General features: G+C 73.5%; 11 protein-coding genes. 5 read left to right on the top strand and 6 right to left on the bottom strand.

Translation table 11 applies throughout. The features are described from left to right. Window positions 1-265: 265 nt before the first annotated feature. Both BJ981_RS35175 and clsA read right to left on the bottom strand, forming a co-directional pair. Entirely contained in the window at window positions 266-2,767 is a 2,502-nt protein-coding gene (locus tag BJ981_RS35175; RefSeq protein WP_184617835.1) for a mannose-1-phosphate guanyltransferase, read from the bottom strand. 96 nt (window positions 2,768-2,863) lie between these two features. Then, complete coding sequence (gene clsA, locus BJ981_RS35170; protein ID WP_239139051.1) at window positions 2,864-3,442, bottom strand: cardiolipin synthase ClsA; 579 nt, start codon at window positions 3,440-3,442, stop codon at window positions 2,864-2,866. Window positions 3,443-3,601: 159 nt separating this feature from the next. Here clsA and BJ981_RS35165 point away from each other — a divergent pair, with 159 nt between their 5' ends. Together BJ981_RS35165 and BJ981_RS35160 are read left to right on the top strand one after the other, a co-directional pair. Continuing rightward, window positions 3,602-4,210 (top strand): class I SAM-dependent methyltransferase, encoded by a 609-nt coding sequence (locus BJ981_RS35165; RefSeq protein WP_184617834.1) that lies wholly within the window; start codon window positions 3,602-3,604, stop codon window positions 4,208-4,210. Between the two features lie 72 nt (window positions 4,211-4,282). After that, window positions 4,283-5,464, top strand: coding sequence for an acyl-CoA dehydrogenase family protein (locus BJ981_RS35160; RefSeq protein WP_184617833.1), 1,182 nt, complete (start codon window positions 4,283-4,285; stop codon window positions 5,462-5,464). Between the two features lie 29 nt (window positions 5,465-5,493). Here the strand turns inward: BJ981_RS35160 and BJ981_RS35155 are convergent, their stop codons facing one another. Then, window positions 5,494-6,180, bottom strand: coding sequence for a gamma-glutamyl-gamma-aminobutyrate hydrolase family protein (locus tag BJ981_RS35155; protein ID WP_184617832.1), 687 nt, complete (start codon window positions 6,178-6,180; stop codon window positions 5,494-5,496). A gap of 548 nt (window positions 6,181-6,728) precedes the next feature. On the opposite strand from BJ981_RS35155, the gene BJ981_RS35150 reads away from it, so the two are divergent. Next, entirely contained in the window at window positions 6,729-7,847 is a 1,119-nt protein-coding gene (locus tag BJ981_RS35150) for a globin domain-containing protein (RefSeq protein ID WP_184617831.1), read from the top strand. A 318-nt stretch (window positions 7,848-8,165) separates the two neighbouring features. Then, window positions 8,166-8,471, top strand: a complete 306-nt coding sequence (locus BJ981_RS35145) for a ubiquitin family protein (protein ID WP_184617830.1) — start codon at window positions 8,166-8,168, stop codon at window positions 8,469-8,471. Here the strand turns inward: BJ981_RS35145 and thyX are convergent, their stop codons facing one another. The 3 genes from thyX to BJ981_RS35130 form a co-directional block, all read right to left on the bottom strand. Beyond that, a complete protein-coding gene (thyX, locus tag BJ981_RS35140) occupies window positions 8,472-9,182 on the bottom strand; it encodes an FAD-dependent thymidylate synthase (RefSeq protein ID WP_204070070.1) in 711 nt (236 codons plus the stop codon). It lies immediately after the preceding gene. Window positions 9,183-9,249: 67 nt separating this feature from the next. Continuing rightward, window positions 9,250-10,428, bottom strand: coding sequence for an amidohydrolase family protein (locus BJ981_RS35135; RefSeq protein ID WP_239139050.1), 1,179 nt, complete (start codon window positions 10,426-10,428; stop codon window positions 9,250-9,252). Window positions 10,429-10,528: 100 nt separating this feature from the next. Continuing rightward, entirely contained in the window at window positions 10,529-12,661 is a 2,133-nt protein-coding gene (locus BJ981_RS35130; RefSeq protein WP_184617828.1) for an anthranilate synthase component I, read from the bottom strand. A 329-nt stretch (window positions 12,662-12,990) separates the two neighbouring features. Here BJ981_RS35130 and BJ981_RS35125 point away from each other — a divergent pair, with 329 nt between their 5' ends. After that, the gene (locus tag BJ981_RS35125) at window positions 12,991-14,586 is read left to right on the top strand and encodes a CocE/NonD family hydrolase (RefSeq protein ID WP_239139049.1); all 1,596 of its coding nucleotides are present in this window, start codon (window positions 12,991-12,993) and stop codon (window positions 14,584-14,586) included. Window positions 14,587-14,935 lie beyond the last annotated feature (349 nt).

Genomic DNA, 14,935 nt, shown 5'->3' with positions numbered 1-14,935 from the left:
TCAAGATGAGGGCATGCTCGCGGGTTCGGACATACTAGCGGGGCTCGCTCGGGCTCTCGCTCCGGGGGGCCGGCGGTGCTCCTGACCGGCGCTCGCCGTGCGCGCCGCGCCCACGATGTTCCGCTTCGCCCCTTTCTCGCTCCTGCCCGGCTCGCCACGCCGGTCCAAAGCTACCGCCCGCGCAGCCCTGTGGTCCATGCGGCGCGCCGTTCGAATGTGACCGGAATCGATGGTTTCGCGGTGGATCGCACCCCGGCCGCGGGGGTCAGGTGCCGACCGCGTGCTCGACCACGCGGGCCCAGCGCTCCAGGAGGGCCTGGGCGACGTCCAGGTCGTCCCCCTCGGCCCACAGGTGGGTGACGGCCTCGGAGGGGTCGGGCAGGATGAGCGCCCAGCCGCCGTCCTCCTCGATCACCCGCACGCCGTCGGTGGTGTCCAGGCGGTGGCCGTCGGCGGCCTCGACGACCGAGCGCATGACGGCCCCCTTGGCCGCCCACGGGGTCGGGACGGTGCGCTTGAGCATCTTGGCCTGGGGGATGCGCGCGTCGATCTGGCTGAGGGAGAGCCGCGTGCGCGCCACGAGGCCGAGCAGGCGCAGGAACGCGGCCAGGCCGTCCACGGTGGGGGCGAACTCCGGGACGATGAACCCGCCGCGCCCGTCCGCGGCGAAGATCAGCTCGGGGTCGGCGGCGGCGGAGGTGAGGGCGTCCAGGGCCGTGGAGGTCCACTGCACCTGGGCGCCGTGGAAGCGGCACACCTGCTCGGCGACGCGCGTGGTGGTCACCGGCAGCGCCACCCGGCCGCCGCGCCGCTCGGCCGCCACCAGGTCCAGCACGACGAGCTGGGCGCGCTCCTCGCTGATGAGCTGGCCCATCTCGTCCACCAGGGAGATGCGCTCGCCGACCGGGTCGAAGCGGACCCCGAAGGCGGCCCGCGAGGACCCGACGAGCTCGGCCAGCCGCTGCAGGTCCCTGCGCCGCTCGGCCAGGGTTTCGGTCGGCGAGAACTCGTCCAGGCGGTTGTTGACGGTCAGGACGTCCACCCCGACCCGGCCGAGCAGGCTGGGCAGCACCAGGGCCGAGGTGCCGCCGGCGCAGTCGACCACGACCTTCATCTCGGCGTCCCTGACGCCCGACATGTCCACCCAGCGCAGCAGTTCGCGGGTGTAGTCCTCCACGGCCCTGGCGGGGAAGCTCAGCTCGGCGATCTCGCCGGGGAAGGCGCGCCGGAACTCCTGGCGGGAGAAGACCCGCTCCAGCTTGCGCTGGGCGTTCTGCGACAGGTCGGCGCCGTTCTCGTCCATGAAGACGATGTCGACGCTCTGCGGGTCGCCCGGGGTGGTGCGCAGGGCGATGCCGCCCGAGGCGCTCTCGTTGGAGGTGTGGAAGCGCGCGACGGGCAGGGGCGCGGCCTCCAGGTCCAGCACGTTGATCGCGCCGGCGTTGAGCGCGCTGATCACGGCGCGCTTGAACGCGCGGGCGGCGCGGGAGGCGTCGCGCGAGGTGATGACCGAGGCGCCCTTCTTCAGGGTGGTGGCGTAGGCGCTGGCGAGGCGCACGCACAGCTCCGGGGTGATCTCGACGTTGACCAGGCCGGAGACCCCGCGCGGGCCGAACAGGCTGCGCTGGCCGCGCGACTCCCAGATCACGCTGGTGTTGACGACCGCGCCCGCCTCGATGGTCTTGAACGGGTAGATCTTCACCCCGGAGGAGACGTACGCCTCGGCCTCGATCACGCACTCGTCGCCGACGACGGCGTTCTCCTCGATGCGGGCGCCGGTCATGATGTCGGTGTTCTTGCCGACGACGCAGCCGCGCAGGTGGGCGCTCGGGCCGATGTAGACGTTGTCGTGGACGACGGCGCGGTGCAGGAACGCCCCCTCCTTGACCACCACGTTGTCGCCGAGGACGGTGTACTCGCGCAGCTCGGCGCCGGCCTCCACCTTGGCGTACCCGCCGATGTACAGCGGGCCCTTGAGGATGGCGTCGGGGTCCACCGAGGCGCCCTCGGCCACCCACACGCCCGGCGACATCTCGAAGCCGTCGGCGTCCAGCCGCACCCGCCCGGACAGGGCGTCGGCCTGGGCCTTGAGGTAGCTCTCGTGGGTGCCGACGTCCTCCCAGTAGCCGCCCGCGACGTAGCCGTACAGCGGCGCCCCGCGGGCCAGGAGCTTGGGGAAGACGTCGCCCGACCAGTCGACCGGCGTGCCGGGGGCGACCTCGTCCAGGACCTCGGGCTCCATGATGTAGACGCCGGTGTTGACGGTGTCGGAGAAGACCTGGCCCCAGGTGGGCTTCTCCAGGAAGCGCTGCACCCGGCCCTGCTCGTCCACGATGATGATGCCGAACTCCAGCGGGTTCGGGACCCGCTTGAGCCCGATGGTCACCAGGGCGCCGTTGCGCTCGTGGAACCGGATCATGTCGGTGAGGTCGATGTCGGTCAGCGCGTCCCCGGAGATCACCAGGAAGCGCTCGTCGCGCAGCTTGTCGGCGGCGTTCTTGACGCTGCCCGCGGTGCCGAGCGGGATCTCCTCGGTGGCGTAGTGCAAACTCATGCCGAGCTCGTCGCCGTCGCCGAAGAAGTTGCGGACGAGCGCGGCCAGGAACTGCACGGTCACGACGGTCTCGGTGAACCCGTGCCGCTTGAGCAGGCGCAGCACGTGCTCCATGATCGGCCGGTTCACCACGGGGAGCAGGGGTTTGGGCTGGTTGGCGGTCATCGGCCGCAGCCGAGTCCCCTCTCCGCCCGCCATCACCACGGCCTTCACGAATCACCCTCCGGAGGTAGCGTCACGGTGGGCACGCGGCCGCGCGCACGCGGATGATCGCGGTGAGATGCCGCGCAGGCGGGCCGCCCGGTGCGATCATGCCCGGCCCGCCGCCTCGATGAGCCGGCGTCCCTGAACCACGTACAGCGCCCCCGCCCACCAATACAGACCTGTTCCCCAGATGGCGAAGGCCCATCCCATGATCCGGGCGGCGTCGGCGTACCAGCCGGCGTGGGAGGCCAGGAACAGCAGCGGGAAGGCGTACAGCAGGCCGGCCGTCGCCGCCTTGCCGAGGAAGTGGACCGGCAGGGCCGACCCCAGGTTGTGCCGGCGCAGGACGGGCACGCCGAGCAGCAGCACCAGGTCCCTGCCGACCAGGAGCGCGGTGAGCCACCAGGGGATGACCTCGCGCACGGTCAGGCCGATCAGCGTGGCCAGGATGTAGAGCCGGTCGGCCAGCGGGTCCAGCAGCCTGCCGAGCCTGCTGGTCTGGTTGAAGGCGCGGGCCAGCTTGCCGTCGAGCCAGTCCGACAGGCCCGCCGCCATGAGCAGCGCCAGGGCCCACCCGTCGGCCTTAGGCCCGAGCACGAGCCACAGGAACACCGGCACGCCGAGCAGCCGCAGCATGCTCAGCGCGTTCGGAACCGTCCAGACGCGGTCCTCGGCCGATCTCACCGGTCGCTCCCCTCCCGCCGAACCTGCTGCCGACCCTACCCGGGGCCGGGCGCGCAGTGGCGGGGCGGCTCCTCCTCCCCAGGGGCGAGGCGGGACACCCGACAAGATCGGCCGAACGGGGGAAGCGAGCACCCCCCGGGGTTCTCTAGGGTCGGAGGCATGGCCGATGACGTCGAGGACGCCAATGACACCGCCCTGTTCTTCCGGCAGTTCGTGCGCTCGCCCGCCACGACGGGCGCGGTGGCGCCGAGTTCCCTGCGCCTGGCGCGCGTGGTGTCGGCGCCCGTGCCGGAGCGCGGCGACCCGGTGATCGTCGAGCTCGGGCCCGGCACGGGCGTGTTCACCGGCGAGATCCAGCGCCGCCTGGCGGGCCGCGGTCACCACCTGGCCGTCGAGATCAACCCGCTGCTGGCCACGCGGCTGGCCCGGCGCCACCCGGGCGCGACGGTCGTGGTCGCCGACGCCGCCGACCTGCCCCGGCTGCTGGCCGAGCACGGCCTCGACCACGCCGACGCGGTGGTCAGCGGGCTGCCGTGGGCGGCCTTCCCCGGCGCGCTGCAGGACCGGCTGCTCGGGGCGATCAGCGATGTGCTGGTGAAGGGCGGGGCGTTCACGACCTTCGCCTACGTGCACGCCCGCGCGCTGCCGCCGGCCCTGCGGTTCCGCCGCCGGCTGCTGGAGACGTTCGAGGAGGTCGTGGCGGGGCGCACGGTGTGGGCGAACCTGCCGCCCGCGTTCGTCTACCACGCCAGGCGGCCGCGCGCCTGACCCTCGCCCGCGGGCCGGGCGCCGTTCTAGCATGTCGCCCCCGACGGGTCGCAGGGGAACGGAGAGATCGCCGTGGACTTCACGCTTCCGGACGGCGCCGAGGCGGTAAGGCAGGGCGTCGCGGCCGTGTGCGCGCGCTACGACATGGATTACTGGCAGCGGTGCGAGGCCGAGAAACGCTGGCCGGAGGAGGTCTGGGCGGACCTGGCGGAAGGCGGCTGGCTGGGCCTGGCGGTGCCGGAGGAGTACGGGGGCGGCGGGCAGGGCCTGCTGGAGCTGGCCGTGGCCACCGAGACGCTGGCGGCCTCGGGGGCGGCGGGCGGGTCGGCGTTCACCTACGTGCTGACCCCCGGGTTCGGCGCGCTGACCGTCGCGCGCCACGGCTCGGCCGCGCAGCGCGCCGCGCTGCTGCCGGGCATGGCGAGCGGCGAGGTCGAGACGTGCTTCGCGCTCACCGAGCCCGACGCCGGGTCCAACTCGCTGGCGATCTCGACGTTCGCGCGGCGCGACGGCGGCGAGTTCGTGATCAACGGGCAGAAGGTCTGGATCACCGGGGTCCAGCGGGCCGCCTGGATGCTGCTGGTGGCGAGGACCGTCCCGGCGGCCGAGGCCAGGCCGCGCACCCACGGGCTGACGGTGTTCCTGGTGAACGTGCCCGACGCGGTGGCGCGGGGACGGCTGACCTACCGGCCGATCCCGAAGATGGGCGCCAACACCACCCCGTCGAACATGGTCTTCCTCGACGACCTGCGGGTGCCGGAGCGGGACGTGCTCGGCGAGGTGGACCAGGGGGCGGCCGTGCTGTGGGACATCCTCAACCCCGAGCGGATCCTGCTCGGGGCGAGCGCGCTCGGCGGGGCGGAGGTGGCGCTGCGGGTCGCGGTCTCCTACGCCAAGGAGCGGGAGGTCTTCGGCCGCCCGATCGGCGCCAACCAGGCGATCGCCTTCCCTCTGGCGCGGGTGAAGGCCCAGATCGAGCTGGCGCGGCTGATGCTCCACAAGGCGGCCTGGCTGTTCGACCGGGGGCGGCCCTGCGCGACCGAGGCCAACATCGCCAAGCTCGCCGCCTCCCAGGCGGCCTGGGAGGCGGCCGACCACGCCTTCCAGACCCACGGCGGCATGGCCTTCTCGCTGGAGTACCCGGTGGCGCGGCTGCTCGCGGACGCCAGGATCGGCAAGGTGGCGCCGGTCACCGAGGAGCTGCTGCTCAACTACCTCGCCACCCAGGTTCTGGGGCTGCCGCGCGGCTTCTGATCGGGCCGGGGGACGCCGCCCCGCCGCGGTCAGGCGAGGGCGGCCTCCACCAGCGCGTTCACCAGGCGGTTGTCGTCGCCGCGCTCGGGGTGCCACTGGACGCCGACGCAGAACCGGTGGCCCTGCAGCTCCACGCCCTCGACGATCTGGTCGTCGGCCCAGGCGACGGCCATCAGCCCGGCGCCGAGCCGCCGCACGGCCTGGTGGTGGGGGGTGGAGACCTCGATGTGGTCGCCGATCGCCTTGCCGACCTTGCTGGACACGCTGACCTGGATGGCGTGCGGCGCCGTCTGGCCGTGCCGGTCGTGGTGGACGGCCTCGGGCAGCCACCGGATCAGCGAGCCGCCGAGGGCGACGTTCAGCACGTGCATGCCGCGCGCCACGCCGAGGACCGGGACGTCGGCCTCGATGGCGGCCTTGGCCAGGGCCGTCTCGAACCGGTCGCGGCGCGGCTGCGGCTCGTCCACCCGCTCGTCCCACTGCTCGCCGTAGAGCGCGGGATCCACCTCCACGCCGCCGGCGAGGATCAGCCCTTGCAGGCCGCGCACGTAGCCGTCGACGGCCCCCAGGCTCAGCGGGGGGATCAGCACGGGCGCGCCTCCCGCCTTGTCCACCGCCTTCGCGTACGCGGGGGGCGAGATCGCGGCCTCGCGGACCCAGGTGCCCCAGCGGGCGGCGTCGAAGTATGTGGTGATACCGATGAGCGGTCGGGGCATGCGTTCTCCAGGGGCTCGCGCACGGTCGTGCCGCACCCTGCGGCGGCACCCAGCCCAGTAGCGGTGGCAGACCCCATCATGGCGCAGAACTTTTCCGGTATGTCGCGTATCCCGGGTATCAGTCCCGTCTCACCGGCCTCACTGGTCCCACCCGTCACACAAGGCCCGCCCCCCCGCCGCCCCTCCGCGGCGCCCGGCACGGCGCCGCGGCGGGCGGAGAGGCGGATCGGAAACGGATTCACGATTTCTCACGACCGCGACGCGCGAGCGCGTGAATGGCGACGGCGAAGCCGAAGGGGCCTCTCGTTTTCCCGGGTGTTTTCCGCCGTCCCGATCCGCCATTACGGAGAATCAATGCCCAATTACGAACGGTTCGCTTTCCCGTCACCTTGTGGTGAAACGGTTGTGACGCTCATGACGGAATGGAAGACTCCATTTCGAGCGATCGGCCGAGCCGGGGCCGCCGGACGCTCACCGACCCGGACCCGTCAGGAGGTGGCACGACAAGACCGGAGCGCGTTTCCGGTCTATTAGGGTGGCGTCGATAAATGTCGTTGAATCCGCGTCTCGTCAAGGAAAGCTTCTCTGAGATCGAGCCCGTCATGGGCAAGGCCGCCGCGTACTTCTACGGACGGCTGTTCGCCGAGAGTCCCCATCTGCGGGGGCTCTTCCCGCCCGCCATGGACATCCAGCGGGACCGCCTGTTCGGGGCGCTCACCCGCGTCGTCTGGAGCCTGGACAGCCCCGACGGCCTGCGTTGCTATCTCGGGCAACTCGGCAGGGACCATCGCAAGTACGGCGTGCTGGCCGAGCACTACACCGCGGTGGGCAACGCCCTGCTGGCCACGATCCGGCGCTTCGCCGGAGACGGCTTCACCCCCGAGGTCGAGGCCGCCTGGGCCGCCGCCTACACCGCCGCGGCCAACATGATGATCGAGGCCGCCGAGGCCGACGCCGGGACCTCCCCCGCCTGGTGGACGGCCGAGGTCGTCGACCACGAGACCCGCGCCCCGGGCGTGGCCGTCCTCACGCTGCGCCCCGGCGCGCCGTTCCCCTTCACCCCGGGCCAGTACGTCAACGTGCAGACCAGCCGCTGGCCGAGGGTCTGGCGCACCTACTCCATCGCCAACGCCCCCCGCCACGACAACACCCTCCGCCTGCACGTGCGCGCCGTCCCCGGCGGCTGGGTCAGCACCACCCTGGTCTCACGCACCCGCGTCGGCGACGCCGTCCTGCTCGGGCCGCCCGTCGGCACGATGGCGCCGCCGGGCGCCGGCAACTCCCGCAGCCTGCTCTGCGTGGCGGGCGGCACCGGCCTCGCCCCGCTCAAGGCCGTCGTCGAGCACGTCATCGCCTCCGGCCGGCGCCCCAACATCCACCTGCTCTTCGGCGCCCGCACCGCCGCCGAGCTGTACGACCTCGGCGACCTCATCCGCATGGAGGCCGAGTACCCCTGGCTGCGGGTCGTGCCCGTGGTGTCGGCCGAGCCCGGCTACGACGGCATGCGCGGCACGCTCCCCGACGCCGTGCGCCGCTTCCACTCCTGGACCGAGCACGAGGTGTACGTGTGCGGCCCGCCCGCCATGGTCTGCGAGACCGTGCGGCAGCTCGAGGACGACGGCGTGCCGCCCTCGCGCATCCACCGGGATCCGGTCCGCGATCCATGAGCGCCGCCTGGCCCCGGCGCGGCCCCTGGCGGCGGGCAACCACTTATCGGAGGACGATCCGGGCGATCTGCCTACCAAATCGCCGGGAGCCCGGCGGGAGCCCCGGCGACGTGACACGATGATGCCGATCCGCGCGCAGCGGCCGACATGTCGGCCGGGCCGCGCCGCGCCGTGACGGGGGACGGCGGCGACGCCACGCGGCCCCGGCACCGCGAAAGGAAGGGCCATCATGCAGGGCACGCCCGCCGCCGACCCCAGGCGGACCTCTCCCCCCGCCTCCCCGGTCCCCCTCGCCACGCCGGCCGCCCGCTGACTCCCATGGCCAAGCCGGTCACGCTCGTGACGTTCGTGCTGCCCAGCGTGCTCGGCCACTGGGGCAGCGGGGCGACCGAGGTGCGGGTGTTCGCCGTGGCGGACTCCGACCAGGGTCACCCGACCCTCGGCGCCGCCCTGCACACCCTGCGCCGCACCCACCCCATGCTGGAGAAACGCCTGTGCGACGAGCACGGCGGCATCCGCCGCCACATCAGCATGTTCGTCTGCGGTGAGAACGCCCGGCGCCTCGGGGGGCTGGCCTGCGCTTTGCCCCCCGGGGCCGAGGTGTACGTGCTGCCGGCGCTGTGATCAGGGGGCGACGCGGCCCGAGGCGTTGAAGGCCGCGTGGGTGAGGGGCATCAGCCCCGCCCAGAGCGCCTCCATCTTCTCGGCGACCATCTCGATCTCGCGCTGCGGGAACGAGGGCACCGTGGCCCGCTCGTCCTTGGTGCGCAGCGACAGGAAGTGCATCAGCGACCGGGCGTTGCAGGTGGCGTACATGGAGGAGAACAGCCCGACCGGCAGCACCGCGCGGGCCACCTCGCGGGCGACGCCGGCCTTCAGCATCTCCTGGTAGGCCTCATAGGAGTGGCGGTAGGAGTCCTCCATGGCCTCGGTCACGAGCTTGTACTGCTCGTCGTCCCCCGCCACGAAGTCGTACCGCCCGGGCTTGCCCTGCTGCACGAGCTTCCGCTCCCGCCCCGGCACGTAGAAAACCGGCTGAAGCTCCCGATATCTACCACTTTCCTCGTTGTAGGACCAGCCGACGCGGTGGCGGTGGAACTCGCGGAAGACGAGGATCGGGGCGCTGATGAAGAAGGTCATCGAGTTGTGCTCGAAGGGGCTGCCGTGGCGGTCCCGCATCAGGAAGTTGATCAGGCCCTTGGAGCGCTCGGGATCCTGGTGGAGGGCCTCCAGGGACTGCTCCCCCGCGGTGGAGACCCGGGCGGCCCACACCACGTCGGAGTCTGCGGCGCTGTGCCGGACCAGCTCCACGGTCACGTCGCTCACGAATTCCACGCCAACGGCTCCCCTCGTCCGCCCGTCGATGGCCGCGGCCATCGTACTTGAGCCCGGCCGGGCGCGTTCAGAGGCGGTAGACGCGGCGGGCGTTGTCCGACCCGATCATGTGCGCGACGCGGGCGGCGCCGGCGGCGTCCCACTCCCCCCGCTCCAGCCGGGCGGCGAGCGCCCGCGCGAGGGCGCGGCGGAAGTGCAGGGCGCCGAGGTGGCAGCTCTCGGCGAGGCCGCGGCCGTGCGAGCCGAACAGCATCTTGTGGTACGGCACCAGGTCCAGCAGCTCGCCGACCGCTGAGGCCGGGGACGCGGCGGGGCCGGGCGGGGCGAGGTCGAGGTAGACGTGGGGGAAGACCGCCGCCAGGTGGGCGGCGCCGCGGTGGTAGGGGTGGCAGTTCAGCAGGATCAGCGGCACCCCGGCCGGGTGCAGCGCCTCGGCCAGGCCCGCCGCGAGCGCCGGGTCGCGCCCGCCGTACCCGCGGTCGCGCCCCTGGTCCCCGGGGGCGCCGTAGCCGGTGTGGATCTGCAGCGGGAGGCCGTGCTCGCGGGCGACGGCCGCCGCGGTCCAGAGCAGGTGGCGCAGCAGGACGGGGTCGTCGAGGGGCTCCTTGGGGGCGGCGAGCCGCCGGCCCGCGGCGGCGACGACCGCGGCGCGGGCGGGGCGGGCCGGGTCGAAGGCGAGGCCGCGGCGGCCGGGGACGGCGGACTTCAGCGCGACGGCGCCGCCGGCGAGGGCGGCGAGGCGCTCCTCGAGGGCGCGGGCGTATCCGGCGGCGGCCGGGTCCTCGCGGGCGACCTCCTCCTCGACGGTCTCCAGGCTGAGGATCTCGTCGGCGGCGGCCCCGCCGAGCCGTCCCATCTCGGCGGCGCTCAGGGTCTCGTCCGGGGCCTCGGCGGGGTCCACCAGGAAGGCCACGACCCCGGCCGCCCGCAGGAGCCGCCTGTTGACCTCCTCGGCGCCGAGCTCGGCGCGGCGGGCGAGGTAGACGGCGGGCGGGGCGTGCGGCTCCAGGCCGAGCACGGGGGCGCACCAGCGGCGGACCGCGGTGCCGGCGGGGGTGTCGAAGTGGGTGGTGCCCGGGGCCGGCGGCGTGCCGGCCCCGGCGATGAGCCTCTCGTACGCCGCGCGGGACAGCGCGCCGCCGCGCACGCCGTGACAGTGGTGGTCCACCAGAGGGGCCAGCAGGGCCCGCCTGACCGGGCCGGGAAGGGTGGACGGCACCGCGCCCGCCATGCCCGCCGGTTCCATCGGCCCCTCCCCCGTGCTCGGCGTCACGGGCGCCCGCCCGCCGCGCGAGGACTCTACGGCCGGGCGGGGCCGCCGGGCGCGCCTTCGTCCCCGGCTTTACTCAACTCCGGGACAGCCGGAGCACGTTGGCGATGATCCTCGCGCCGGCGCCGCCCTCGACGGTGAGGATCGACTCGGGGTGGAACTGGACGGCGAAGCGCCGGGCGGCGGTGTCCTCCAGGGCCATGACGGCGCCGTCGGGGGTCTCGGCGGTGACGGTGAACCCCTTGACGCCGGGGCGCTTGGCGTGCAGGGAGTGGTAGCGGGCGGCGGTGAACTCCTCCGGCAGCCCCTCCAGCAGGGCGCTGTCGCCCGTGCGGGCGACGCGGCCGCGCTTGCCGTGCTCGGGGTGGCCGAGCAGGGACAGCTCGCCGCCGGCGTGCTCGACCATGGCCTGCAACCCGAGGCAGACGCCGAAGACGGGCAGCTCGCGAGCGTAGAGGGCGTCCAGCAGGGCCGAGGTGCCGAAGTCGGTCGGCCAGCCGGGCCCGGGCGAGAGCACGACCAGGCCGGGGCCGATCTCGTCGAGCACGGTGAGCGGGAAGCCGTGGCGCAGGGTGACGACGTCGGCGCCGTGGCGGCGGAAGTAGTCGGCCAGGGTGTTGACGAAGGAGTCCTCGTGGTCGACGAGCAGCACCTTGACGCCCTCGCCCGGACGTTCCTGGACGGGGACCGGGGCGGGCTCGCGCAGGGTGTCGCCCACGGCGGCGAGCGCGCCGAGCAGGGCGCTGGCCTTCAGCTCGGTCTCGCGCTCCTCGGCGGCGGGGTCGGAGTCGAACAGCAGGGTGGCGCCGGCCCTGACGACGGCCACGCCGTCGCGGACCTGGGCGGTGCGCAGGGTGAGGCCGGTGTTCATGGACCCGTCGAAGCCGAGGTAGCCGACGGCGCCGCCGTACCAGCGGCGGGCGGTGGCCTCGTGGTCCTCGATGAACTGCATCGCCCAGGTCTTGGGGGCGCCGGTGACGGTGACGGCCCACATGTGGGTGAGGAAGGCGTCCAGGGCGTCGAAGCCGGGGCGCAGCCGGCCCTCGATGTGGTCGACGGTGTGGATGAGGCGGGAGTACAGCTCGATCTGGCGGCGGCCGATCACCTGCACCGAGCCGGGGACGCAGATCCGCGACTTGTCGTTGCGGTCGACGTCGGTGCACATGGTGAGCTCGGACTCCTCCTTGACCGAGCTGAGCAGCGTGCGGATGGCCTCGGCGTCCTCGACGGGGTCGGCGCCGCGCGCGATGGTGCCGGAGATGGGGCAGGTCTCGACGCGGTCGCCCTGGACGCGGACGTACATCTCGGGCGAGGCGCCGACCAGGTGCTCGCCCTCGCCCAGGTTGAACAGGAACTCGTAGGGGGCGGGGTTGCTCAGGCGCAAGTGGCGGTAGAAGCCCGCGGGGTCGGCGCAGGGGGCGTGGAAGACCTGGCCGGGCACGACCTCGAACAGGTCGCCGCGGCGGAACTTCTGCTTGGCGGCCTCGACGACGACGGCGTACTCGCCGGGGACGGGGTCGGCGGGCAGTTCGGCGGGCGGGACGGGCAGCGGCACGGAGTCGCCGTCGCGGGCGAGGCCGCGGGTGGAGACGCCGTCGACGGTGAACTCGTAGCGGTACTCGCGGCTGGTCTCGCGCTTGCGGTCGATGACGATGACGCGGTCGGGCAGGTGGAGGACCAGGTCGCGCTGGTCGGGGGCGCGTTCCAGCGACCGGCGGATGGGCTCGAACTGGAAGGCCAGGTCGTAGCCGAAGGCGCCGTACAGGCCGAGGTGCTCGTCCTGCCCGGCGAAGGCGGCGATGACCTCGCGGATGGCGGTGAACACCGTGGGCCTGCGGCTGCGCATCTCTTCGGGGAGGATGTCGGAGCTCTCGGCGATGTGGACCTCGACGTGGTCGGGGCCCGGCTCGGCGGTGGGCTTGCCGGCGGCCAGCAGGCAGGAGGTCACCGCGGGCATGACGACCCGGCCGCGGGCGTTGAGCGCGCGGGCGGAGATGGCGCGCCCGCGGGCGACGATCTCCAGCACGGGGTCGGCGTAGGCGAGGTGCCACCGGCTGTAGCGGCCGGGGTACTCCATGCCGGAGGAGAGCACGCCGCCGCGTCGCTCGCCGAGCGAGGAGACGACGTCCTCGAGCACCGACTCCGGAACGTCGGCGGTCGTCACCTCGACCTCGATGCCCCCGGCGGTGGTATATGCGCTCGTTTCCACCCTTGCCCCGCCCTTCTCGATCTTCGATTGGCCCCGGGCGGGCATGAAGAAGGCCGCCTCCCGGGGCGGCCTGTCCGTGGGTATGCGAAACACGCGCCGCCTATGCGGGGCGCCACCACTGAACGGAAGAGCTGTTTCGCATGGTCCGAATGCTAGCGGCACCGGCGGGCCGCGCGCCACTCGTTCCGTGCGGCACGCCGGGGCTGGCTCGCGCGCGGGAGTGACCTGCGTCACAGCGTCTCTCGCACAATAGCACTAGCATGTTACCAGCGAGTAACGCACACCTCACATCGACCGGGGGTATGAATCCGCCACAACGAGGAGCGCTCATGACTCGGTTCCCGCACAGGGTGGTCGTGCACAAGGACCTGCCGGTTCCCATGCCGGACGGCGTCGTGCTGCTGGCCGACCGCTACATCCCGATCGGCGTGAGCGCTCCCCCGGCCATCCTCATCCGCTCCCCGTACGGCCGGCGCGGCCTGTTCGGGTACGCCTACGGCCGGGCCTTCGCCCGCCACGGCTTCCAGGTGATCCTGCAGAGCTGCCGGGGCGGGTTCGGCTCCGGCGGCGAGCTCACGCCGCTGGACGAGCAGGACGACGGGCTGGCCACCGTCGAGTGGATGCGCGCCCAGCCCTGGTACGGCGGCAGCTTCGCCATGCACGGGCCGAGCTACCTCGGGTACGCCCAGTGGGCCATCGCCCCCCACGCCGGCCCCGACCTCAAGGCCATGGCCACCCAGGTGACCGCCTCCCAGTTCCGCGACGCCGCCTATGTGGGCGGCTCGTTCGCCCTCGAGGCCACGCTGAGCTGGAGCACGCTGACCGCGCTGATGTCCGGCCCGCTGGCCGGGGCCGCCGTCCTGTTCGCCCCGCGCCGCACCCAGCGTGCGGTGATGTCGGGCCGGCCCGTCGGCGAGTTCGACCTGCTGGCCGCCGGGCGCACGCTGCCCTTCTTCCAGGAGGTGCTCACCCACCACGCCGACCCCGCCGTGCCGTTCTGGAAGAAGCGCGACTTCTCGGCCACCGTCGGCGAGGTCGACGCCGCCGTCACCATGACCGGCGGCTGGTACGACGTGTTCCTGCCCTGGCAGCTCAAGGACTACGCGGCCATGCGGGCGGCCGGGCGGCGGCCCCACTTGACGATCGGGCCCTGGCACCACGCCGACGTGCGCCACGGCCGCCTGGCCAACCTGGACGCGCTGCACTGGTTCCGCGCCCACCTGCTCGGCGACGTCTCGGGCCTGCGCGCCAGCCCCGTGCGGCTGTACGTCACCGGGGCCGGCATGTGGCGCGACTACGAGGACTGGCCGGTGCCGGGGATGACGCGGCGGCGCTGGCACCTGCAGCCGGGCTTCCGCCTGGGAGAGACCGGGCCCGCCGACTCCCCTCCGGACCGCTACCGCTACCACCCGGCCAGGCCCACCCCCGTCATCGGCGGCCCCACCCTGCTCGGCAACTCCGCGCCCCGCGACAACCGGCGCCTGGAGGCCCGCTCCGACGTGCTCGTCTACACCGGCGAGACGCTGCGCGAGGACCTGGACCTGATCGGCCCGGTCACCGCCGAGATCTACCTGCGCTCCAGCACCCCCTACACCGACCTGGTCGTGCGCGTCTGCGACGTCCAGCCGGACGGGACCTCGCTCAACGTGTGCGAGGGCGTGCGGCGGCTGCTCCCGGGCCTGCCGCCCGTCGACGAGGAGGGGGTGCGCCGGGTCGAGGTCGACCTGTGGCCGATCGCGCACCGCTTCCGCCGGGGGCACCGGGTGCGCGTCCAGGTGGCGAGCGGCGCCTACCCCCGGCTGGCGCGCAACCTCGGCACCGGCGAGCCCCTGGGCACGGGCCGCACGGCGGTCCCCGCCGACCAGGAGGTCTTCCACGACCCCGCCCGCCCCTCCGCCCTGCACCTCCCCCACGCCCGCGCCTGACGGCCGTGGCGTCCCACGCCTGACGGGCCGTGTGCCTCGACGCCTGAACGCCGTACGGCACCCCGGCCGCGGGCGGCCTCCGGCGGGCACGTACGGTGAGCCCCATCGGTCCGCGCGCCTCCCCGGCGGACGGTGCCCCGAAGCCGGTCAAGGGCGCTGTCCCAGCGTCAGGGCCGCTTGTCAATACCCGGACGGCCCATGGTCGCCGACCGGGCCCGGCTCGTCGCCGAACGCGCCCTCCCCGCCTCGATTCTCACCCGGTCACGCCTATGACCTGCGACGATGTCCAGGCGACGCGGGTGAGCGCCCGTTCGCCGCGCCGACGGGCCCGCTCACCGATCGCGGCGGG

The organism is Sphaerisporangium krabiense (genome assembly GCF_014200435.1).
GTDB lineage: Bacteria > Actinomycetota > Actinomycetes > Streptosporangiales > Streptosporangiaceae > Sphaerisporangium > Sphaerisporangium krabiense.
The sequence above is the reverse complement of the archived record's forward strand: the minus strand, read 5'-3'. Positions and strand labels throughout refer to the sequence as shown.

Coding starts and splice junctions, on each gene's coding strand:
- BJ981_RS35165 (WP_184617834.1), top strand. CDS start 3,602: ATGGCCGATGACGTCGAGGACGCCAATGACACCGCCCTGTTCTTCCGG.
- BJ981_RS35155 (WP_184617832.1), bottom strand. CDS start 6,180: ATGCCCCGACCGCTCATCGGTATCACCACATACTTCGACGCCGCCCGC.
- BJ981_RS35150 (WP_184617831.1), top strand. CDS start 6,729: ATGTCGTTGAATCCGCGTCTCGTCAAGGAAAGCTTCTCTGAGATCGAG.
- BJ981_RS35145 (WP_184617830.1), top strand. CDS start 8,166: ATGGCCAAGCCGGTCACGCTCGTGACGTTCGTGCTGCCCAGCGTGCTC.
- BJ981_RS35135 (WP_239139050.1), bottom strand. CDS start 10,428: ATGGAACCGGCGGGCATGGCGGGCGCGGTGCCGTCCACCCTTCCCGGC.
- BJ981_RS35125 (WP_239139049.1), top strand. CDS start 12,991: ATGACTCGGTTCCCGCACAGGGTGGTCGTGCACAAGGACCTGCCGGTT.